The organism is Streptacidiphilus sp. MAP12-16, from assembly GCF_041262165.1.
Taxonomy (GTDB): domain Bacteria; phylum Actinomycetota; class Actinomycetes; order Streptomycetales; family Streptomycetaceae; genus Streptacidiphilus.
Genome location: NZ_JBGCBY010000019.1, coordinates 18,992 through 38,512, shown reverse-complemented (window position 1 = coordinate 38,512; position 19,521 = coordinate 18,992). Strand labels below are relative to the sequence as shown.

Genomic DNA, 19,521 nt, shown 5'->3' with positions numbered 1-19,521 from the left:
GGGTGCGTGCTGCCGCACGACGGTCCGGGTCCGCGACCACGGCGTCGGTGGCACTCGTCCGACGTGGCTTCACGGCGCGCTCGCGCGTCCACCTACCGGCTTGACCTGCATTGCTTGACACCGCCGAGGCGCGGGCCACATCGTACTCTCATCAGTCGCGATGTATCGCGTTAACTTGGGGGATACACAGAATGAGTCCTGCCCGGCGGCTCGCCGCCCTGCCCTGCGGACGACGAGGCAAGTGGGTCGTCCTCGCCGTCTGGATCGTCCTGCTCCTCGCCCTTGGGCCGCTCGCCGGCAAGCTCACCAACGCCGAGGACAACCAGTCCTCCAGTTGGCTCCCCGGAAGCGCCGAGTCCACCCAGGTCCTGAACCTCCAGGGCCAGTTCTCATCCACCCAGAGCGCCCCGGCCGTCGTCCTCTACGTCCGCGACAGCGGCATCACCGCCGCCGACCGGACCAAGGCCGCCGCCGACGCCGCCGCCTTCGCGGGCGCTCCACACGTGTCCGGACACATCACCGGCCCGGTCCCCGCGCGGGACGGCAAGGCGCTGCAGACCATCATCCCGGTCGACCTCAGCACCGGCGGCTGGAACAACCTGGGCCCAGCTGTGGACAGTCTGCGCGCGACCGCCTCCAGCGGCGACCAGGGACTGACCGTCCACATCACCGGACCGGGCGGCGTCGGCGCCGACCAGAGCAAGGCGTTCTCCGGCATCGACGGCACCCTGCTCTACGCCACCCTGGGCGTGGTCATCCTGCTCCTACTGCTCACCTACCGCAGTCCCACCCTGTGGCTGCTGCCACTGCTCTCCTCCGGCCTGGCACTGACCGCCGCCGAGGCCGTCATCTACCTGCTCGTCAAGCACGCAGGGCTGACCGTGAACGCCCAGAGCGCGGGCATCCTGGTGGTCCTGGTCATAGGCGCGGGGACGGACTACGCCCTGCTGCTGGTGGCCCGTTACCGGGAGGAACTGCGCCGCCACGAGGACCGGCACGAGGCGATGGCCGAAGCCATGCACCGGGCCGGACCGGCCATCCTGGCCAGCGCCGCCACCGTCGCGCTCAGCATGCTGTGCCTACTGTTCGCCCAAATGAACTCCACCAGCGGCCTGGGCCCGGTCTGCGCCATCGGTGTCGTGGTCGCTCTCGCCGCGATGCTCACCCTGCTGCCCGCACTTCTGGTGATCACCGGACGCTGGATCTTCTGGCCCGTCAAGCCCGCCTTCGGGACCGCCGAGCCGACCGAGCGCGGCGTGTGGGCCCGGGTCGGCGGAGGCATCAGCCGCCGCCCCCGGCTGGTGTGGATCGGCACCACCCTGGCCCTGGGCGCCCTGGCGCTGGGCATGTTCAGCCTCAAGGCCGACGGGCTGTCCACTGCGGGCACCTTCACCAACACGCCCGACTCGGTCGTCGGCCAGACCGTCCTGGCCCAGCACTTCGCCGCCGGGACCGGCGCCCCGGTCATCGTCATCAGCACGGCGGGCGCTGGGGACCAGGTCCAGCACGTCCTGGGCACCGTGCCCGGCATCGCCACCACCACCGCGCCGAAGGTCCTCGGTGACCACGCCTACGTCACCGGTACCCTCAGCGCAGCCCCGGACAGCCAGGCCGCCAAGGACACCGTGGACCGCGCCCGAGCCGCCGAACACGCAGTGTCCGGGGCGGACGCGAAGGTCGGCGGAAACACCGCCGTGCTGCTGGACACCCAGCGGGCCTCCAAGCACGACGACTACGTCATCATCCCGATCGTGCTGGTGGTGGTCCTGTTCATCCTGGCGCTGCTGCTGCGCGCGGTGCTGGCCCCGGTGCTCCTGATCGCCACGGTGGTGCTGTCCTTCGCCTCGGCCCTGGGCGTCAGCTCTCTGGCGTTCACCCACCTGTTCCACTTCCAGGGCGAGGACAGCTCCTTCCCGCTGTTCGTCTTCGTGTTCCTGGTGGCCCTTGGCATCGACTACAACATCTTCCTGATGACCCGGGTCAGGGAGGAGTCCGCTATCCGAGGCACCCGCCAGGGCGCGCTCGCCGGACTGGCCGCCACCGGGGGCGTGATCACCTCCGCCGGGCTGATCCTCGCAAGCACCTTCGGCGTCCTGGGGACGCTACCCGTGGTGGGCTTCGCCGAGATCGGCTTCGCGGTCTGCCTGGGCGTCCTGCTGGACACCCTGGTGGTCCGGTCGATCCTGGTCACCTCACTCACCATGGACCTCGACCGGCACCTCTGGTGGCCGAGCGCCCTGAGCCAGGTCACCGCCCCCGCCACGGTCCCGGCAGCGCGGAGCAGCCAGCAGCCGCTGCCCGAGGCCGAGCACACCTCCTGAGCACCCGCAGTACGCGGATGGCCCGTCAGCAACCAACTGGCGGGCCATCCGCACCACGGGCGCCGGGCCCGCCGCACCGACACCCGCGCCCTCGTTCGTGGCGATTCTCGGGTACCAACTTCTCGTCGTGGCGCTGCTGCTACCCGCCGGACGCTGGCTGCACAGCGGGACAGTGCGGCGAATCGATCATCGCGTGAACAGGTCATGGACCATTCGCGGGACCCCATCCGCCTGGCGCCCGGCCGCAGGCCGCATCCGTGCGAGCATGCGAACAGGAAACCCGCCCGCCTCCGCATAGTCGGTACAAAGGACAGCGCCTTGCCTCAGCCGGAGACCGCCAGCACGCTCGGCGCCACCAAGGCGCGCGCGTACCTCTCATCGGAGAAGATCGCCGACCGGTGCGGACTGCACGATGCGTTGCAGTCGGCTCTCGCGTTGGAGCACGCCACGATTCCCGCCTACCTGTATGCGCTGCTCTCGCTGAAACCCGGTCGGAACGTAGAGGTCGCTGGGATCCTCCGTGAGGTGCTGATGCAGGAGATGCTGCACATGGCGCTGGTCGGCAACATCCTCAACGCCGTTGGTGCCACCCCGAAGATCGGACTTCCCGGCTTCGTTCCGCACTATCCTGGCCAGCTGCCGGGGGACGTGCTGCCTGAGCTGACCGTCTCCTTGCGCCGCTGTTCGATCGAACACGTACGCGATGTGTTCATGTCCATCGAGCACCCGCACGTTCCGGTCGACCTGGCCGGCCGACGCGCCCTGGCCCGACTGGAGAGCTACGACATCTCGCTGTCGGATCGCGGGGAGATCGAGAATGCCGCCGACGAGGTGCTGCGGGCACCGCGCGAGTTTTTCCACAGCGCGCTCTATGACGAGCACACCATCGGCTGGTTCTACCAGCGGATCGCGGCGGCCGTCATCGACCTCGACGGCCGCGAAGAATTGTTCACCGGCGACCCGAACCGACAAGTGGCCTGGCCGACTGCCCCCGGCCGCCTGTACCGGGTGACCAACGCCGATACCGCACTGTGGGCGATTCTGGAGATCGTCCGCCAGGGGGAAGGCACGCCAACGGACCCGACCACCGGCCCCCAGCCCGCCCCTCCTCCTCTGTCATCGGAAGGAACGTCATGACACCTGAGATCAGCCGACGCTCCGCCCTACACGCAGCAGCACTGAGCATTGCCGCGGTCGTGCAGGGAGCGGAAACAGCTCACGCGGCGGAGGACGGAAGTGGCATCGCCCTGGGCAGTGCTCTGGGCGGCTCCGCGGAGTCCGCGGCGGCCGCCCCACCTGACTTGGCCCACTACTACCTCTTCCGGGAAATCGTGGAGGGCCGCCGCCTCGTCCATCGCAGCGGTCAATGGAGGTTCGAGGGGCCGCCGGTGCCCTTCGATCCGGCCGGAGTCCACCCCATGGTCGACGACCCCAACACCGAACTGCTACCCGAGGGCTCGCCGGAGCAAAGCGCCTCCCACAGATGCGACCAGGCGTATACCGACGTGCTGACCGCGCTTCACCACGTGTTCGACGGTCACCCCGACGATTTCGGCAACGCGGTACACCTGATGCTCAGCCTGGAGAAGGCCTCGCGGGAACTCATCCAGATGCCGTATCCGGCAGGCGGAATGACCGTTCTGGGGCCGGCGTTCCAGCTGTCCTGAGAACAGAGCCGTTCCTCTCGGTCCGCGCACCGGTCCAGGCCGTCGATGCAGCGACGCGGCGCGGTGGCGGACCTGCAATAATCGCGGCAAGCTCGGCCGAGCGCCGTCTGGCAGGCGCTGCGGGCGCAGCAACCACACCACGCGACGCGATGCAACCGCACGACGCCGGGCACCGCGAGGCGGTCGCAAAGCCAAACTCGACCTGCCCGACCAAAATCCTGGCCACCGCCTCGCCATGGCACCTTGGCCCAACTGCCCTCCGTACTGGCCCACCTGTTCGCCGTCGGCGAGGGACACCACCCGCCGGGCCAGCGAAACAAGGCACTTGGCGGGCCAACTCGTCTACGCCGCACGGTACGCCTTCGCCCGCAACAATGGGATCAGACAGACGAGTTGACTACTTTCAAACGCTCGCTGGTCAGTGCAGCTTCACGATCTTGTGCATGCCGAGGAAAGCGTGCGGCACACCAACGTGGTCGTCGGGGATGAAGCAGAGCAGCACGTAGGTGCCCGGCTGCAGGCCGTGTGCCTGGATCAGTGCCGAGTGGTCTGGTGAGAGGGCACCGAGCCCCGTGGGTGGGCCAGTGAACGGCGACGGCGGTGACTGCTTACCTCGCTTGATCGCGTCGAAGAACTCCTGGATCTGCTTGTCGGTGGTGCCGACCTTGACCGGCCGGAGCTGCATCTCGTGAAGCTCGGAAGAGTCGTTGTGTACCAGGTAGGCCAAGTGAGGGTTGTCCACGTCCTCGGTCTCGAAGCGGGGACGTGCGCTGGTCTCACGCTGGATCACGATGCCGTGCGGGTACCTCGCCAGGTTCGCGTTCTGGCCGCTGGAGGCAGCGGCGCTCAGGTTGATGGACTTCACCACGGGCTTGGTGGGCTGGGCGAGGAATGCGGTGAAGTCCAGGAGGTAGACCGTGCCGGCGGAGATCTCTTCGGTGAACTGTTCATGGACCTGTCGTGTGACGAGGGCACCGCCCAACGCCTCTGCCTCGCCTCCGACCGTACGGATTCCGGCTGCGGCTGTACGCGGGTTGTTGCTGACCGCGCGGGCCAGATCATGGAGCACCCGTTCGAGTGACACGCCCTTGTTCGGGCGCAGGAGCTGGAGTTGTCGACCGTTCGAATCGTCGGTCTTGACTCGGAAGCTGACCAGGCCAGCCTGGTGGCTGTCCGGCGCCTGGATACCCGAAGCATTGAGGGCGACCTCGACCGGGGTTCCGTCTGGCGAGTTGGCGACGGTTGCGCCCGCTGCGTTGATGGTGGTGACGAAGGCGAGGGTGGCGACGGCTGCCACCCTCGCGCCGCGCCTGACCAGTTGGCCGTGCATGAGAATCCTTTCGGCGCTTTTCCGCTCAGGTTCAGGGGTGCAGGTTCGATTCCTGCTCTGGGTGCGGGGAGGTTGCTGCTGCAGCTCGTTGGTGATGGTGAGTTGCAGGTGCAGCACGCGTAGGCATACCTCGTTAGGGCCCGCTGGCGAACGGTCTGGCCAGCTGCTTCACTCTCCTGCTCTTCTTGCGTTGCTCCGCCCGGGCGAACTACCAATCTGCTGGATCGCCGCGGCCTTGATGCCGTGTCATTCGGTCTCTTGGCAGGCTGACCCTCGAGTACACCGGGGACAAACCCCGGGTGACTGGATCTACCCGTGCCATGTCACCGATCCATGCCATGGGCGGCACGGTCGGCCGCTATCGGATCACCGTCCCACTCAGCGCGGGATCGAGGGTCACGGCCGCGCTACACATCCACACGGTCGTGACCGCGGCCCGGCGATGCATCGTCACCTGCGGCTGAGCACGGTGTCCAGTACGTCCTTCAGGGTCCGCTCCGGCTCTGTGGCAGACGTTGCCGCCTGCCACGCCACGAACCCGTCCGGGCGGACCAGGACCGCGCCGTCGGCCGCGGTCCCGTGCAGCTCTGCCCAGTCCGGGCCGTCCTCCGGAGTCAGATCGTGACCCATCCTGTAGCAGGCGAGGGGGATCCCTTCCCGTTCGGCGAGGCGCTGGCCGGCCGTGTGCCAGGCCCCGCCCTCGGGGCCGCTGAGAAGCACTGGCGACTGCTCGTACAGGTCCAGGGTCGACAGCCGAATGCCGGCCCGGCGCAGCCACATGTGCGGGGCCCGGCCGCCGGGCTCGGCCGTGGGCCGGAAGTCCTCCGGCACGACTGTCCCGTCTCGCGGGGTGCCCACGACCGCGCCGCTGAGGTAGCGATAGCCCAGGACCATCGCGAGCATGCCCGGCTGCCTGCCGGTGCCGGGGCTGACGTCGTACCCCGGGTGCCGGTGTTCCGCGGAACGCGCCGAGGCGCGTGCGCTGGTCGCCAGCGCCACCGGCCGCCGCTCGGCATCGTATGTCTCCAACAGGGCTGGGCCCGCCCAGCCGTGCAACACCGCGGCGAGCTTCCAGGCGAGGTTGTGTGCGTCCTGGATCCCGGTGTTCGAGCCGAACGCCCCGGTGGGGGACATCTCGTGCGCCGAGTCGCCGGCCAGAAAGACCCGACCGGCGCTGTAGCGTTCGGCCACTCGTTCGGCGGCGTGCCACGGTGCCTTGCCGGTGATCTCCAACTCCAGGTCGGGCACGCCGGTTGCGGTACGGATGAGCGCCACGCACCGGTCGTCGGTGAAGTCCTCCAGCGTCTCCCCGCGGTCGGGGTACCACGGCGCGTGGAAGACCCAGTGCTCCTGGTTGTCGACAGGCAGCAGTGCTCCGGCGCTCTGTGAGTTCGTCAAGTAGCAGACGATGAAGCGGCGGTCGCCCACCACGTCGGCCAGGCGCTTGGCCCGGAAGGTGATGCTGACGTTGTGGAACAGGTCACCTGGCCCCCCGAGGCTGATGCCGAGCCGCTCCCTCACCGGGCTACGCGGCCCGTCGGCGGCGACGAGGTAGTCCGCGCGGACCGTCCGGGTCTCCCCCGTCTCCCGGCTTCTGACCAGGCCCGTCACGCCTTCGTCGTCCTGCTCGAAGGAAGCCAGCTCGGTTCCGAAGCGGGTTTGGCCGCCGAGGCCGCAGGCAGTGCGCAGCAGCACTGGTTCCAGGTCGTTCTGACTGCAAAGGCACCAGCCGGACGGGCTGAGCCGGGCCAGCGCCCCACCCGGGTCGATCTTCTTGAACAGCCATTCCTGATCCGGGCCGGTCAGCGTGTCGGCCTGCAGGATGCCGTGGTTCTCGGCCAGCACGGACGCGGCCTCACGGATCACGGGTTCCACCCCGGCCGTCCGGAAGAGCTCCATCGTGCGCACGTTGTTGCCGCGGCCGCGGGGATGATGCGAGGTCTGCGCGCGCCGCTCCACGAGCAGGTGTTCGATTCCGAGGCGGCCGAGGAACAGTGAGGTCGACAGCCCCACCAGGGAGCCGCCAACGATCAGGACGGGCACGCGATCGTCGACCGTCGAGGCCATGAAGTCTCTCCAGACGTTGGGGGGGTGTGCGGTGCGGGCCTGCCGCCGATTCGCAACGGTCGTTCCCGACTGCGTTGCTCCATTCCCAGCCGGGAGCTGCTTGACCAGATCTTCACTCGTCTGACTCACGCATCGTGCACATATCGTTGCGTTGGGTAAGCATCGATCGCATACGGCAACGTCGTTTGCATATGCCGACGGCGTAGCTTGCGGCAGCCGACAGGGCGTCGACGCCCCTGGTCAACCCTCGGCGGCCCCCGCCCTGGGGCCCACGCCCTAGGCAGAGCCCACCGCGCACCCGCGAGAGGAACGAGCACAGTGACGACCCTGGACGACCGACAATCCCCGCATTCCAGCGTCGAGACTTCCCGGCTGCGTGTCGTACTGCTGCTGGATGTGCTCGACGGCCACCAGCAGCGCTTCCTGGACGCCTACGAGCAGATCCGCCATCAGGTGGCCGGAGTGCCAGGCCATATCACCGACCAGCTCTGCCAATCTCTCGGGAATTCCTCACAATGGCTGATCACCAGCGAGTGGGAGAGCTCCGAGCCCTTCCTGGCCTGGGTGGAGAGTGCAGCCCACCGCAAGCTGGTGGAACCGCTCCACGGATGCGTGCGCGACACGCAGTCGCTGAGATTCGTCATCGCCCGGGAAACACCCGACCCCACGGAGGCCGGGCCGGATCCGGCCCGCAGCGCAGCCCGCCACCGGCGCGCCGCCACGACCGGCGAACCGCGCGTCACTGGGCTCGACCCGCTGCCCGCGCCGCCACTGTCCAGTGGCGGGATCGTCCGGCACGCGCTCACCTTCACGGTCAAACCCGGCAGCGAGCGAGCCGTGGCGGAAATCCTGGCCGGCTACCGCTCGCCACGGGCGCGAGTCGACGACACCACGCAACTGCGCCGCACCTCGTTGTTCATGCGCGGCAACCGTGTCGTACGGGCCGTCGAGGTGACAGGCGACCTAGGTAACGCCCTGCGACACGTCTCCACTCAGCCAGAGGTGAGGGCCGTCGAGGAGGCGATCAACCCGTACCTGGAGGAGGCCCGCGATCTCAGTGACCCGTCGTCCGCGCGGGGCTTTTTCGCGCGCGCGGCCCTCCCTGCAGTGCACCACATCAAGGCCCGGCCCGGGTGGACTGGCGCCGTCACCCGCCGCGCCTTTATCTACCCCGTCCGGCCGGGCTGTGGCGCGGCGGCGGCGCGCCTGCTCGCCGAGCTGGACGTGACAGCGGTCGGGGACCCGTCACAGCCACTCGCCGGCAGCACCGTGTTCCTTCGCGACGATCTCCTCGTCCGCGTGGCCGACCTGCAGGGATCACGCCCGCAATCGGCGGCCGGCGCCGCAGGCAGCGCGGCGGGCGAACTGAGCCGCCTTCTCGACCTCGGCGACGACGACCTCGCAACCGAGGACGGCATCGGCCTCTTCCTCGGCCACTGCGCGATGGATCTCGTCACCGACCGCCGGGCGGACGACCTCTGAACCCCGCACGTCCGAACTCGCTTCACAGACGGCACCGGAGAAGGAGCCACTTTTGTCCACTCAGCCAACACGCATCGTGCACCTTGACGAGACGGAACCCAACCGCCGGCGAGGCGGAGACCTGCGCGCCCTGCTCACTCCGACGTCGGTGGGCTCCACCAGCGGCTTCATGGGCGTCGCGATCATCCAGCCAGGCGAGCGGATCGGCGAGCACTACCACCCGTACTCGGAGGAATTCGTGTTCGTCGTCAGCGGATCGCTGGAGGTCGACCTCGACGGCACCAGCCACTCGCTGCGGCCCGACCAGGGACTCATGATCCCCCGTGACGTCCGGCACCGCTTCCGCAATGTGGGTGGCACCGAGGCCCGGATGGTCTTTCATCTCGGGCCACTCGCGCCGCGGCCGGAACTCGGCCACGTGGATACCGAGGACTCGGCGGACACCACCGACTCAGAGAAGAGCGCTCCCCCCGACCATATGGGGGCAAGGACGTGACGCGGCGGGTGGCGGTCACCGGACTGGGTGTAGTCTCCCCCGGCGGCATAGGCGTGCGGGCTTTCTGGGACCTGATCACTTCCGGGCAGACCGCGACTCGGGGCATCACGCTGTTCGATCCCAAAGGCTTCCGCTCACGGATCGCCGCGGAGTGCGACTTCGACGCGGTGGCCTGCGGTCTCGACCCGGAGCGGGCCCAGCGTGCCGACCGTTACGTCCAGTTCGCCCTTGCGGCCGCCGGCGAGGCGGTCAGCGACTCCGGGCTGGACCTGAGGACGCAGGACCCTTGGCGAGTCGGCGTGTCACTGGGATCCGCCGTCGGCGGAACCACTCGGCTCGAACACGACTACGTGACAGTCAGCAGCTCGGGCGGCCGCTGGGACGTGGACCCGCGGGACGCCGGACCGCACCTGCACCGGGCGTTCTCGCCCAGTGCATTGGCGTCCGAGGTCGCCGAGGACATCGGCGCGCACGGCCCCGTGCAGACGGTCTCCACGGGCTGCACCTCCGGACTGGACGCGGTCGGCCACGCCTTCCACGCCATCGAGGAGGGAAAGGCCGACATCATCGTCGCTGGGGCCGCCGACTCGCCGATCTCACCGATCACGGTGGCCTGCTTCGACGCCATCAAAGCGACCTCGACCCGCAACGACGACCCCGCACACGCGTCCCGCCCCTTCGACGCCGACCGGGACGGGTTCGTCCTGGGCGAGGGCGCCGCCGTGCTGCTCCTGGAGGAGCTGGAACATGCCCGCAGCCGGGGCGCCCGGATCTACTGCGAGATCCGCGGCTTCGCCACCTTCGGTAATGCGTACCACATGACCGGTCTCACCACGGAGGGCCGGGAGATGTCCGAGGCGATCGACCGCGCCCTGGCGCAGGCCCATGTCGATCCCACAGAGGTGGACTACGTCAACGCGCACGGCTCGGGCACCAAGCAGAACGACCGGCACGAGACCGCAGCCGTGAAGCGCTCGCTGGGCGCCCACGCGTACGCCGTGCCGATGAGCTCCATCAAGTCCATGGTCGGCCATTCGCTGGGCGCCATCGGAGCGATCGAACTCGTCGCGTGCGCCCTGGCTCTGGCCAACGGCGTGGTCCCGCCCACCGCCAACTACGACACCCCCGATCCGGACTGCGACCTCGACTACGTGCCGCAGACCGCACGCTCCGCCCGGCTGCGAACCGTGCTGTCCGTCGGCAGCGGCTTCGGCGGCTTCCAGTCCGCAGTGGTACTCACGCACGCCAACGGGAGATCATCATGAGCCGGCCGGCCGGCGCCCGCCGGGCGGTGGTGACGGGCCTTGGCATCGTCGCGCCGAACGGTGTCGGAACCGACGTCTTCTGGAAGTCGGTACAGCAAGGGGCAACCGTACTGGGCCCGGTCTCCCGCGAGGGATGCAGCCACCTACCGCTACGCGTCGCAGGTGAGGTCCGCGACTTCGACCCAGCCGGACTGATCGAGAACCGCTACCTGGTCCAAACCGACCGCTTCACACACTTCGCGATGGCCGCAGCCGATCTCGCCATCGGCGACGCCCGATTGGAAGCCGATCAGCAGGCCCCCTTCGCCATCGGCGTGGTGACGGCAACTGGCTCCGGCGGCGGCGAGTTCGGACAAGGCGAATTGCAACACCTGTGGGGCCAGGGCCCACACTTCGTCGGCCCATATCAGTCCATCGCCTGGTTCTATGCCGCAAGCACCGGCCAGATCTCCATCCGGGGCAACTTCCAGGGCCCATGCGGAGTCCTGGCCAACGACGAGGCCGGTGGCCTGGACGTGTTCGCGCACGCCAGCCGAACGATCAGACGCGGCACAGACGCGGTCGTCGTCGGCGCCACGGAAGCGCCGCTCGCCCCCTACTCAATGGTCTGCCAGCTCGGCTACCCGGAGCTCAGCCTCGCCGAGGACCCGAAGCGGGCCTACCTGCCGTTCACCGACGACGCCTGCGGCTTTTCGCCCGCGGAAGGCGGAGCGATGTTCCTGGTGGAGGAGGAGTCTGCGGCGCAGCGCCGCGGTGCCCGGGTTCGTGCCGTGGTCGCTGGGCATGCCGCGACCTTCACCGGTACCTCCGGTTGGGACCGCTCCAGGCAGGGTCTCGCGCGAGCGATCCACGGCGCCCTGAACGAGGCGGGCTGCTCTGCCTCGGACGTGGACGTGGTGTTCGCCGATGCCATGGGCGTGCCGGCCGCCGACCAGGCCGAGGCGCTGGCGATCGCCGACGCCCTTGGCCCGCACGCCGCGAGGATCCCGGTGACGGCACCCAAGACCGGCTTCGGCCGTGCGTACTCCGCGGCCTCGGCGCTCGACGTCGCCGCAGCAGTACTCGCGCTTGAGCACGGTGTGGTGCCCCCCACCCCCAACATCACCGAAGTGCGCCACGACCTCGATCTCGTCACCGGCCATGCCCGCCGCGCCAGGCTGCAGACGGCGCTTGTGCTCAGCCGCGGCCTGATGGGCTGCAATTCGGCACTGCTTCTGCGCCGCAGCCTCGACGACCGGTCCTGACGCGCCCCGCCACCTCAGCAGCTGTCCCCCCATGAAGGAGAAGTACCTGATGAACGGCCCAGTGACCTTCGACGAGCTCGCTTCACTCATGAAAGGCCGAGCAGGCCTGTCCGTCGACCCGTGGGAGATGGAGAGCCGACCCGAGGCGACATTCGAGCAATTCGAACTCGACTCCCTCGGCCTGCTCGGCATCGTGTCCGAACTGGAGAACCGCTACGGCCGGCCCATCGGCAACGAGCCAGAGACGTGCAAGACCCCGATCGACTTCCTCAACCTCGTCAACGCACAACTCACCTCTGGAGCCTGACATGTCCGGACACACCGACAACCAGATTGTGATCTCGGCCCCCCTGGACCTCACCTGGGAACTCACCAACGACCTCGAGCGCTGGCCGCAGCTCTTCAGCGAGTACGCGTCTGTCGAAGTGCTGGAACGCGACGGCAACAAGGCCACGTTCCGGCTGACCATGCACCCCGACGAGAACGGCAAGATCTGGACCTGGGTCTCCGAACGGGAGGCCGACCGGCCGTCCCTCACCGTCTGGGCCCGCCGCGTTGAGACCGGTCCCTTCGAGCACATGACCATCAAATGGGAGTACCAGGAGGTTCCGCTCGGCACCTCGATGCGCTGGATCCAGGACTTCGCGATGAAACCGACCGCGCCGGTCGACGACGCCAAGATGACCGACCACATCAACCGCAACTCCCGGATCCAGATGGAACGCATCCGCGACCAGGTGGAGCAGCACGCCCGGGAAACAGGGCTGGGAACCACGACGGCTGTCCCTCGCTGACCCGGCCGGCACCGACCGCCCCCCCCGCACCACACAGGCCCTCCCGACAACGAAGGGAAGAAAAGGATGCATCGCGCTTTGATCGTGGCCCGCATGAGACCCGACGCCGCCCCGGACATCGCCGAGACCTTCGCGGTCTCCGACAGCGGGGAACTGCCGCGCCTCATCGGGGTGACCGGCCGCAGCCTGTTCCAGTTCGGCGATCTGTATCTGCACCTGATCGAAGCCGAGCGGCCGCCCGGCCCCGAAGTCGCCAAACTGAGCAGCCATCCTGAGTTCCGCAACGTCAGCGAACGCCTCGCGGCGTACGTCCAGGCCTACGACCCCGACACCTGGCGGGAGCCGAAAGACGCCATGGCCCGCGAGTTCTACCGCTGGGAGCGCGGCACCGAGTGAACATCCGGCTCAGACCGTTCGAGCCGTTCACATCAGGCTGGAAGGACACCACCCATGTTCGAGGTCGAGAACTCACAGGCCGCTCAGGCACCCGCGTGGATCGTGTGCGACCGCTGCGTAGCCCTGATCTACGGCAAACGCTTCACCCGGGCACTCCAGGTATGTCCCGACTGTGGCTTCCACGCCAGGCTCACGGCACAACAACGGCTGGAGCATCTACTCGACCCCGGTTCGATGGTGCCACTCGCCCACGTCGAGTGCGTGAGCGACCCGCTCGGCTTCGTCGACACCCGCCCATACACCGACCGGCTGCTCGACGCTCGGGCAGCAACCGGATTGCGTGAGGCGGTCCTCTGCGCGCGCGGCACGATCGAGGATCAGCCAGTGGTGATCGCCGCGATGGACTTCCGATTCCTCGGCGGCAGTCTCGGCTGCGGCGTCGGCGCCCTGATCACCGAGGCAGCCCGAACCAGCCTCCGGCTGCGGATCCCGCTGCTACTTGTCACCGCGTCAGGTGGGGCGCGCATGCAGGAAGGCGTGCTGTCCCTGATGCAGATGGCGAAGACCACGCACGCGCTGGTCGAGCTCGACGAGGCCGGGATCCTCGTGCTTTCGCTGATCACCGACCCGACATACGGCGGTGTTGCCGCCTCCTTCGCGACCCTGGCGGATGTCATCATTGCCGAGCCCGGCGCGCGCCTCGGCTTCGCCGGGCCGCGGGTGATCGAGCACACCACCGGGGAGAAGCTTCCGGAGGGCTTCCAAACTGCGGAGTTTCTCCTTGCTCATGGCCTGGTCGACGATGTCGTGAGCCGGGCGGCATTGCGGACCACCCTCGGCCAACTGCTCAGCCTGCAGCCGTCTCCCGAACGGGTGCAGGTCACCCCTGCCGCGGCCGCTACGGGGACCGGCCCGATCCTGTGCCGCCCTGAGGAACTGCCAGAGACGGACGCCTGGACCGCAGTAGGGCTCGCCCGCCACCCCGACCGGCCCACCACCCTGGACTACGCCGCACACCTGCTGGACGGCTTCCACGAACTGCGCGGTGACCGGATCGCACAAGACTGCCCGGCTGTGGTCGGCGGCCCGGGGCGGCTGAACGGACGGCCCGTCATGCTGATCGGGCATCAGAAAGGCGGCAACGAACTCGCCGAGCGGCAGCGCCGAAAGTTCGGCATGCCCAGCCCCGGGGGGTACCGCAAGGCCGCCCGCCTGATGCGGCTCGCCGCCAAACTGGGTCTACCTGTGGTGACACTGATTGACACACCGGGCGCCAACCCGGGCCCGGACGCGGAGCGGACCGGTCAGGCGGTCGCCATCGCGGAGAACCTGCGGCTCATGGCCCGGCTACCGGTGCCGATCGTGGCAGTGGTCACCGGCGAGGGCGGCAGCGGCGGCGCGCTGGCGCTGGCCGTCGCGGACCGGGTGTTCATCAGCGCCAACGGCGTCTACTCGGTCATCAGCCCCGAGGGTTGCGCGGCCATCTTGTGGAAGGACTCCGAGGCGGCACCGACCGCCGCGACCGCCCTGCGCGTCGGCGCGGGAGAACTCCTGCGTCTCGGTATCGTCGACGGTGTCGTGCCGGAGCCACCGGGCGGTGCGCACGCCGATCACCCGCAGGCAGCCGCTCTGCTGGGCGAGGCCGTGGCCGCTGCCCTGGACGAGTTGGACCCGTGGGAGCCGGAGCGGTTGCTGCGGGAACGAAGCAGCCGGTTCCACCGCTTCGGCCTCGAGCACGACCCGAGTGCGGGAAGAGGTGTGCTGTGAAGCCAGCCCATGACCAAATGGTCCATCGTCAGGATGGGCACGAGAGCGATGAGGACGCGGGTGAAGCGATGCGTCCCGCCTCCGCGCCGCCCGCGGGCGCGGTGCTCGACGCCGTGTGCCGAAGCGTCGCCCAGCTGGCCGGAGCTGCACCCCATCCTCCTCGGCGAATCCGGATGCAGGACGGCCAGACGACCGTCGAGGTCGAGTGGCCGGACCCGGTCCACACCGCGCTCGCGCCGGCAGACGACTCCCCCACAGCCGACCGGGAATCCGGCGCCCCGGAGTCCGGGCAGCCCGACCTCCTGACTTACATCCGGGCCCCGATGGTGGGCACCTTCTACCACGCCAGCACGCCGGACGCGCAGCCGTACGTCAGCGTTGGCGACGTAGTACAGCCAGGTCAGCCCGTCGGGGTCTTGGAAGCCATGAAGATGATGAGCGCTATCACCGCGGACACGGGCGGCCGGGTCGTCGAAATGGTCGCGCCGAACGCACACCCGGTGGAGTTCGACCAACAACTAATCGCGCTGGAGCCCGTCGACGTTGACACCGTCGACCACTCCTAGGCCCTCCGGAGACGGGCGTGGACCGCATGCCAAAGGCAGTCTCGACCACGAGGTGATCCCCATGTTCTCCACCGTCCTTGTCGCCAACCGAGGGGAGATCGCCCTGCGGGTGGCTCGCGCCTGTCGCGAACTCGGCATCCGTACTGTGGCGGTGTACTCGACCCCGGACCGCGATTCGGCAGTCGTCCGCTTCGCGGACGAGGCCGTACACATCGGGCCGGCGACCGCGAAGAGCAGCTACCTCAGCGTTCCCGCGATTATCGAGGCGGCATTGCAGACCGGTGCCCAGGCCGTCCACCCGGGGTACGGCTTCCTGTCGGAGGACCCCGACTTCGCGGAGATCTGCGAATCACACGGCATCGTCTTCATCGGGCCGCCCGCACACGTGATGCAGCAGCTCGGCGACAAGGCCGCGGCACGCACGCTGATGGCGCGGGCGGGGCTGCCAGTGCTGCCCGGAAGTACCGGGGCACTGGTGTCACCCGCCGAGGCGAAGGAGCTCGCCCAACAGGTCGGCTACCCGGTGATCCTCAAAGCCGTCGCGGGCGGCGGTGGCCGCGGCATGGCCGTGGTCCGCTGCGCCGACGACATCCGACTGGCCTACAACGAGACCCGCGCCCACGCACGGGCGGTGTTCGGCGACGACCGGCTCTACCTCGAACGCTTCGTCGACGATGCCCGCCACATCGAGGTCCAGGTGCTGTGCGACCGGCACGGCTCCGTCGTTCACCTGGGCGAGCGCGACTGCTCGGTGCAACGCAGGCACCAGAAACTCATGGAGGAGTCCCCGGCAGCACGGCTGCCGCAGGAACTGCGCGAGGCGATGTGGGCGGCCGCGGTGCACGGTGCCTCAGCAGTCGGCTTCGTCGGGGCGGGCACCTTCGAGTTCGTCGTGACGCCGGATCACGAGTTCTACCTCATGGAAATCAACTGCCGGCTCCAGGTCGAGCACCCGGTCACCGAACTGGTCACCGGGATCGACATCGTCCGGGAACAGATCACCGTAGCCGCCGGCATGCCGCTGTCGTTCCGCCAGAGCGAGGTCTCCTCCCGCGGTGTGTCACTCGAGTGCCGCGTCAACGCCGAGGACCCCACGCGTGACTTCGCGCCTGCGCCGGGCCTGCTGACCGAGTTCGTGCCCCCCGGCGGCCCGTTCGTCAGGGTCGACACGCACGCCTACCCGGGCTGGCTGGTAGGGCCCGACTACGACTCCCTGCTGGCCAAAGCCGCAGTATGGGCGCCGGACCGCGAGCAGGCGCTGGCCCGGATGGACCGCGCGTTGAGCGAGTTCCGGGTGGACGGACCGGGCGTACGAACCACCCTCGGCTTCCTGCGGCGTACGCTGGCACACCCGCTCTTCCAGAGCGCGCAGCACACCACCGGGCTCGTCGGCAGGATGTCAACCGAAGCGACCGACAACGCGGTTGAGGACTGCCAGGCATCGCTCCCGCCCGCGCCGAATCCCTCTGGCGACGGCGACGAGTGCGCTGCCGTGGACTGACACGAACGGCCCAGGGCAATAGCCGGACGCATCGCGCCGCCGAGACCCGCGAGCGGGTGTCGGCGGCGCGATGCGTCCGATGGCGCGGCGGGCGCGTTCGCTATCCCTTCACGACTGCGTCGAACGCGTGCAGGTAGCCGTTGACCGGCCGGATGTCCCGGACGGCCAGCCCGGCCTCCGTCATCAGAGCGACCAGGCTTTCCTTGGAGTGCTTCGCGCCCCCGACGTTGAGCAGCAACAACAGGTCCATGGCCGTGGTGAACCTCATCGACGGGCTGTCGTCGATGAGGTTCTCGATGACCAGGACCCTGGTGCCCGGGCGCGCGACCTCGACAACGTTGCGCAAGGTCGTCCGAGTGCTCTCGTCGTCCCACTCCAGGATGTTCTTGATGATGTAGAGATCGGCCTGGACCGGGATCCCGCTCCGGCAGTCACCAGGGATGAGCCGGACGCGCCGAGCCAGCGGACCGCCCTCCAACAGCCGCGGATCTGCGTTCGCGACCACAGTGGGGAGGTCGAGCAGGGCACCGTGCAGTGTCGGGTACTTCTCCAGCAAGCTGGCGAGCACGAGCCCCTGCCCGCCACCGATGTCCGCGACGGTTGATACCCCCGTGAGATCGACGAACTCGGCGAGGTCCTGGGCGGACTGCCTGCTGGAATGAGTCATGGCCTGGTCGAACACCTGGGCGGACTCCCCGGCGTCGCTGTGCAGGTACTCGAAGAAGCTCTTGCCGAAGAGGTCAGAGAAGACGTTTTTGCCGGACCGGATCGCCTCGTCGAGCCGCGGCCACGCCTGCCAGGTCCACGGTTCCGTACACCAGAGCGAAATGTACCGCAGACTGTTGGGAGCATCCTCGCGGAGCAGCCGTGACATGTCGGTGTGGACGTAGCGGTCGTCCTCGGTCTCGGCGAAGAGCCCGTAGCAGGCCAGCGCCCGGAGCAAACGGCGCAGCGACTGAGATTCGGTGCCCAGCGCGGCGGCCAGTTCGTCCACGGTTGTCGGCGTTTCACCCAAGGCGTCCGCGAGTCTCAATCTGGCTGCGGCACGCACGGCCGCGGCGCAGGCGGCGCCGAACACGAGCTCCCGCAGCCGCATGGCGGCGTGCGGGGTAGTGGAAGGTGCGGTGGTAGTCATGGGGCCGCCTATCTCCTGAGGGATTCGGAAGGCTTCGGAGGCGCGGCCGATGGACCGCCCGGGCAGCCAGGGTGGGCCTCCGCGCGACTGGGCCGTGACCGTAGGGGCCGACCGGATGTGACTGCTGGTCAGCAGCGGCCGGCCGGCTCGGAGAGCCGGCAGTCGTTCCCGGCGAAGGTGTTCCCGATCCCGGTGTCCCGGTCGACCAAATCGGCCGGCCCGTTGCCCACAGCCACGTTGTCGCTGATGGTGTTGCCGGAACTGGGGCCGCCGACGAAGCTGTGGAACAGGACGATGCCGCCGGACAACGGCGAGGCCCCGACGTTGTGGTTGACTTTGTTCTGCGTCACCAGTGTGTCCTCCACGCCGGTCAGGACAATTCCGGAGCCCTGGATGTACGGCAGACGATCGTTTGGTGGGCAGTACTTGTTGTTCGCGATCACCTTGTTGCGGCGAACGGTCAGGGCACCGGCCCGGGGGGTTCCGTCGTCTCCCACGATGAACACCCCGCCGCAGTTACCGACGATGGTGTTGTGTTCGACGGTGAGATTCCGGGCACGTCGGACCACGGCGCCGATCCGGTTCCCGGAGAGGTCGTTTCCCCTGATCACCGCGCCCTCGGTGTCGATGGCACCACCCTTGCCGTAGGCGATGTTCGCCAGAAAGATGCCGGCCTGACCGTTGCGCCTGGCCGTATTTCCCACCAGCAGGCCCCGGGTGGACTTCTCCTGGCTGATGCCCTGCTCGCCGTTGTCCTCGACGAGCACGTCACTGACGCTCATCCGGTCGGTCTCGGAGCCCGAGATGCCGTTCTTCGCGAAGCCGGAGACAGTGAGCGACTCAATGCGCACATCGGCGACCCGGTGGCTCGCCGTTCCGGTGACGCAGATGCCGTGACCGGCCTTGGCGCAGGCGTTTTCAGAGGCCCCAACTGCGGCTGCTGGAGTGATCACACTTTCGCTGCCCGCCCCCCTGATCGTCAGATCCGAGACGGTAACCAGGACACTCTCATGATAGGTGCCCGGGAGGAGGAGGATTGTGTCTCCCGGCTTCGCGCTGTCGACCGCATGCTGAATCGACTCGCCGATGTGGACGACATGCCAGCTGGCGGCGTGGACCGGCGGCGCGGCACCCAACCCCAGGACGATGCTGACTGCAACGGGCGCCAGGTAGTGAACCCGTCGTCGTGTGGGCATGAGTCCCAACCTGCTTTCCAGGATGCCGACGAAGAAGTCCTGCTCGGCGGCGGATCCAATCGAAGTCCGTCGGCGGTACCGCAATCCGCACTCTGGTTGTGCGCGCGTCCACCGAATCGAAGCTATGGGCGATCATCACCGCCCGCCACTCGTATTCGGCCGACCGAGAACCAGTTACTCCACCGCGACCTCGTGATCTATGTCTCTGAGCGGCGGCTGAGGCGTCGTCGGCAGTGGAGCGTCTGGCCTGAGCGTGGTGGCGTCTGCCCCGGACTGACAGGTCGGCAGCGTGTT

General features: G+C 68.5%; 17 protein-coding genes. 13 read left to right on the top strand and 4 right to left on the bottom strand.

Features of this window, described 5'->3' with window-relative positions; genetic code table 11:
* Window positions 1–191: 191 nt before the first annotated feature.
* From ABIA33_RS24020 to ABIA33_RS24010, 3 genes are all read left to right on the top strand, one after another.
* Window positions 192–2,321, top strand: a complete 2,130-nt coding sequence (locus tag ABIA33_RS24020) for an MMPL family transporter (protein ID WP_370084471.1) — start codon at window positions 192–194, stop codon at window positions 2,319–2,321.
* 318 nt (window positions 2,322–2,639) lie between these two features.
* Complete coding sequence (locus ABIA33_RS24015) at window positions 2,640–3,458, top strand: ferritin-like protein (protein ID WP_370084470.1); 819 nt, start codon at window positions 2,640–2,642, stop codon at window positions 3,456–3,458.
* Window positions 3,455–3,988, top strand: coding sequence for a hypothetical protein (locus tag ABIA33_RS24010; RefSeq protein ID WP_370084469.1), 534 nt, complete (start codon window positions 3,455–3,457; stop codon window positions 3,986–3,988). The genes ABIA33_RS24015 and ABIA33_RS24010 overlap by 4 nt, the downstream gene beginning before the upstream one ends.
* Window positions 3,989–4,406: 418 nt before the next feature.
* On the opposite strand, the gene ABIA33_RS24005 is transcribed toward ABIA33_RS24010, so the two are convergent.
* Both ABIA33_RS24005 and ABIA33_RS24000 read right to left on the bottom strand, forming a co-directional pair.
* Entirely contained in the window at window positions 4,407–5,318 is a 912-nt protein-coding gene (locus ABIA33_RS24005) for a hypothetical protein (protein WP_370084468.1), read from the bottom strand.
* A 450-nt stretch (window positions 5,319–5,768) separates the two neighbouring features.
* Window positions 5,769–7,385 (bottom strand): FAD-dependent oxidoreductase, encoded by a 1,617-nt coding sequence (locus ABIA33_RS24000; protein WP_370084467.1) that lies wholly within the window; start codon window positions 7,383–7,385, stop codon window positions 5,769–5,771.
* 318 nt (window positions 7,386–7,703) lie between these two features.
* Between ABIA33_RS24000 and ABIA33_RS23995 the strand changes: the two genes are divergently transcribed.
* The 10 genes from ABIA33_RS23995 to ABIA33_RS23950 all read left to right on the top strand — a co-directional run bounded on the left by ABIA33_RS23995 (window position 7,704) and on the right by ABIA33_RS23950 (window position 16,896).
* Window positions 7,704–8,867: a SchA/CurD-like domain-containing protein gene (locus ABIA33_RS23995; protein ID WP_370084466.1), complete on the top strand. Its 1,164-nt coding sequence runs from the start codon at window positions 7,704–7,706 to the stop codon at window positions 8,865–8,867.
* Between the two features lie 52 nt (window positions 8,868–8,919).
* Complete coding sequence (locus ABIA33_RS23990) at window positions 8,920–9,363, top strand: cupin domain-containing protein (protein ID WP_370084465.1); 444 nt, start codon at window positions 8,920–8,922, stop codon at window positions 9,361–9,363.
* The gene (locus ABIA33_RS23985) at window positions 9,360–10,628 is read left to right on the top strand and encodes a beta-ketoacyl synthase (protein ID WP_370084464.1); all 1,269 of its coding nucleotides are present in this window, start codon (window positions 9,360–9,362) and stop codon (window positions 10,626–10,628) included. Before ABIA33_RS23990 ends, ABIA33_RS23985 begins: the two co-directional genes overlap by 4 nt.
* The gene (locus ABIA33_RS23980; protein WP_370084463.1) at window positions 10,625–11,872 is read left to right on the top strand and encodes a beta-ketoacyl synthase N-terminal-like domain-containing protein; all 1,248 of its coding nucleotides are present in this window, start codon (window positions 10,625–10,627) and stop codon (window positions 11,870–11,872) included. The genes ABIA33_RS23985 and ABIA33_RS23980 overlap by 4 nt, the downstream gene beginning before the upstream one ends.
* Window positions 11,873–11,921: 49 nt before the next feature.
* Window positions 11,922–12,179 carry an acyl carrier protein gene (locus tag ABIA33_RS23975; RefSeq protein ID WP_370084462.1) on the top strand — a complete coding sequence of 86 codons (258 nt, stop codon included), beginning with the start codon at window positions 11,922–11,924 and terminating at the stop codon, window positions 12,177–12,179.
* 1 nt (window position 12,180) lies between these two features.
* Window positions 12,181–12,666 carry an SRPBCC family protein gene (locus tag ABIA33_RS23970; RefSeq protein WP_370084461.1) on the top strand — a complete coding sequence of 162 codons (486 nt, stop codon included), beginning with the start codon at window positions 12,181–12,183 and terminating at the stop codon, window positions 12,664–12,666.
* A 66-nt stretch (window positions 12,667–12,732) separates the two neighbouring features.
* Window positions 12,733–13,062, top strand: a complete 330-nt coding sequence (locus tag ABIA33_RS23965) for a TcmI family type II polyketide cyclase (RefSeq protein WP_370084460.1) — start codon at window positions 12,733–12,735, stop codon at window positions 13,060–13,062.
* A 54-nt stretch (window positions 13,063–13,116) separates the two neighbouring features.
* Window positions 13,117–14,829: an acetyl-CoA carboxylase, carboxyltransferase subunit beta gene (gene accD / locus ABIA33_RS23960; protein ID WP_370084459.1), complete on the top strand. Its 1,713-nt coding sequence runs from the start codon at window positions 13,117–13,119 to the stop codon at window positions 14,827–14,829.
* A 68-nt stretch (window positions 14,830–14,897) separates the two neighbouring features.
* Window positions 14,898–15,395 carry an acetyl-CoA carboxylase biotin carboxyl carrier protein subunit gene (locus tag ABIA33_RS23955; protein WP_370084458.1) on the top strand — a complete coding sequence of 166 codons (498 nt, stop codon included), beginning with the start codon at window positions 14,898–14,900 and terminating at the stop codon, window positions 15,393–15,395.
* A 61-nt stretch (window positions 15,396–15,456) separates the two neighbouring features.
* Window positions 15,457–16,896, top strand: coding sequence for an acetyl/propionyl/methylcrotonyl-CoA carboxylase subunit alpha (locus tag ABIA33_RS23950; protein WP_370084457.1), 1,440 nt, complete (start codon window positions 15,457–15,459; stop codon window positions 16,894–16,896).
* Window positions 16,897–16,996: 100 nt separating this feature from the next.
* On the opposite strand, the gene ABIA33_RS23945 is transcribed toward ABIA33_RS23950, so the two are convergent.
* Complete coding sequence (locus ABIA33_RS23945; protein WP_370084456.1) at window positions 16,997–18,031, bottom strand: methyltransferase; 1,035 nt, start codon at window positions 18,029–18,031, stop codon at window positions 16,997–16,999.
* 128 nt (window positions 18,032–18,159) lie between these two features.
* Complete coding sequence (locus ABIA33_RS23940; RefSeq protein WP_370084614.1) at window positions 18,160–19,227, bottom strand: nitrous oxide reductase family maturation protein NosD; 1,068 nt, start codon at window positions 19,225–19,227, stop codon at window positions 18,160–18,162.
* Between the last annotated feature and the right edge of the window lie 294 nt (window positions 19,228–19,521).

Excerpts from the sequence above, each read along its gene's own strand:
- ABIA33_RS24020 (WP_370084471.1), top strand. The coding sequence starts at position 192 with ATGAGTCCTGCCCGGCGGCTCGCCGCCCTGCCCTGCGGACGACGAGGC.
- ABIA33_RS24010 (WP_370084469.1), top strand. The coding sequence starts at position 3,455 with ATGACACCTGAGATCAGCCGACGCTCCGCCCTACACGCAGCAGCACTG.
- ABIA33_RS24005 (WP_370084468.1), bottom strand. The coding sequence starts at position 5,318 with ATGCACGGCCAACTGGTCAGGCGCGGCGCGAGGGTGGCAGCCGTCGCC.
- ABIA33_RS24000 (WP_370084467.1), bottom strand. The coding sequence starts at position 7,385 with ATGGCCTCGACGGTCGACGATCGCGTGCCCGTCCTGATCGTTGGCGGC.
- ABIA33_RS23980 (WP_370084463.1), top strand. The coding sequence starts at position 10,625 with ATGAGCCGGCCGGCCGGCGCCCGCCGGGCGGTGGTGACGGGCCTTGGC.
- ABIA33_RS23975 (WP_370084462.1), top strand. The coding sequence starts at position 11,922 with ATGAACGGCCCAGTGACCTTCGACGAGCTCGCTTCACTCATGAAAGGC.
- ABIA33_RS23970 (WP_370084461.1), top strand. The coding sequence starts at position 12,181 with ATGTCCGGACACACCGACAACCAGATTGTGATCTCGGCCCCCCTGGAC.
- ABIA33_RS23965 (WP_370084460.1), top strand. The coding sequence starts at position 12,733 with ATGCATCGCGCTTTGATCGTGGCCCGCATGAGACCCGACGCCGCCCCG.
- accD (WP_370084459.1), top strand. The coding sequence starts at position 13,117 with ATGTTCGAGGTCGAGAACTCACAGGCCGCTCAGGCACCCGCGTGGATC.
- ABIA33_RS23955 (WP_370084458.1), top strand. The coding sequence starts at position 14,898 with ATGCGTCCCGCCTCCGCGCCGCCCGCGGGCGCGGTGCTCGACGCCGTG.
- ABIA33_RS23950 (WP_370084457.1), top strand. The coding sequence starts at position 15,457 with ATGTTCTCCACCGTCCTTGTCGCCAACCGAGGGGAGATCGCCCTGCGG.
- ABIA33_RS23945 (WP_370084456.1), bottom strand. The coding sequence starts at position 18,031 with ATGACTACCACCGCACCTTCCACTACCCCGCACGCCGCCATGCGGCTG.
- ABIA33_RS23940 (WP_370084614.1), bottom strand. The coding sequence starts at position 19,227 with ATGCCCACACGACGACGGGTTCACTACCTGGCGCCCGTTGCAGTCAGC.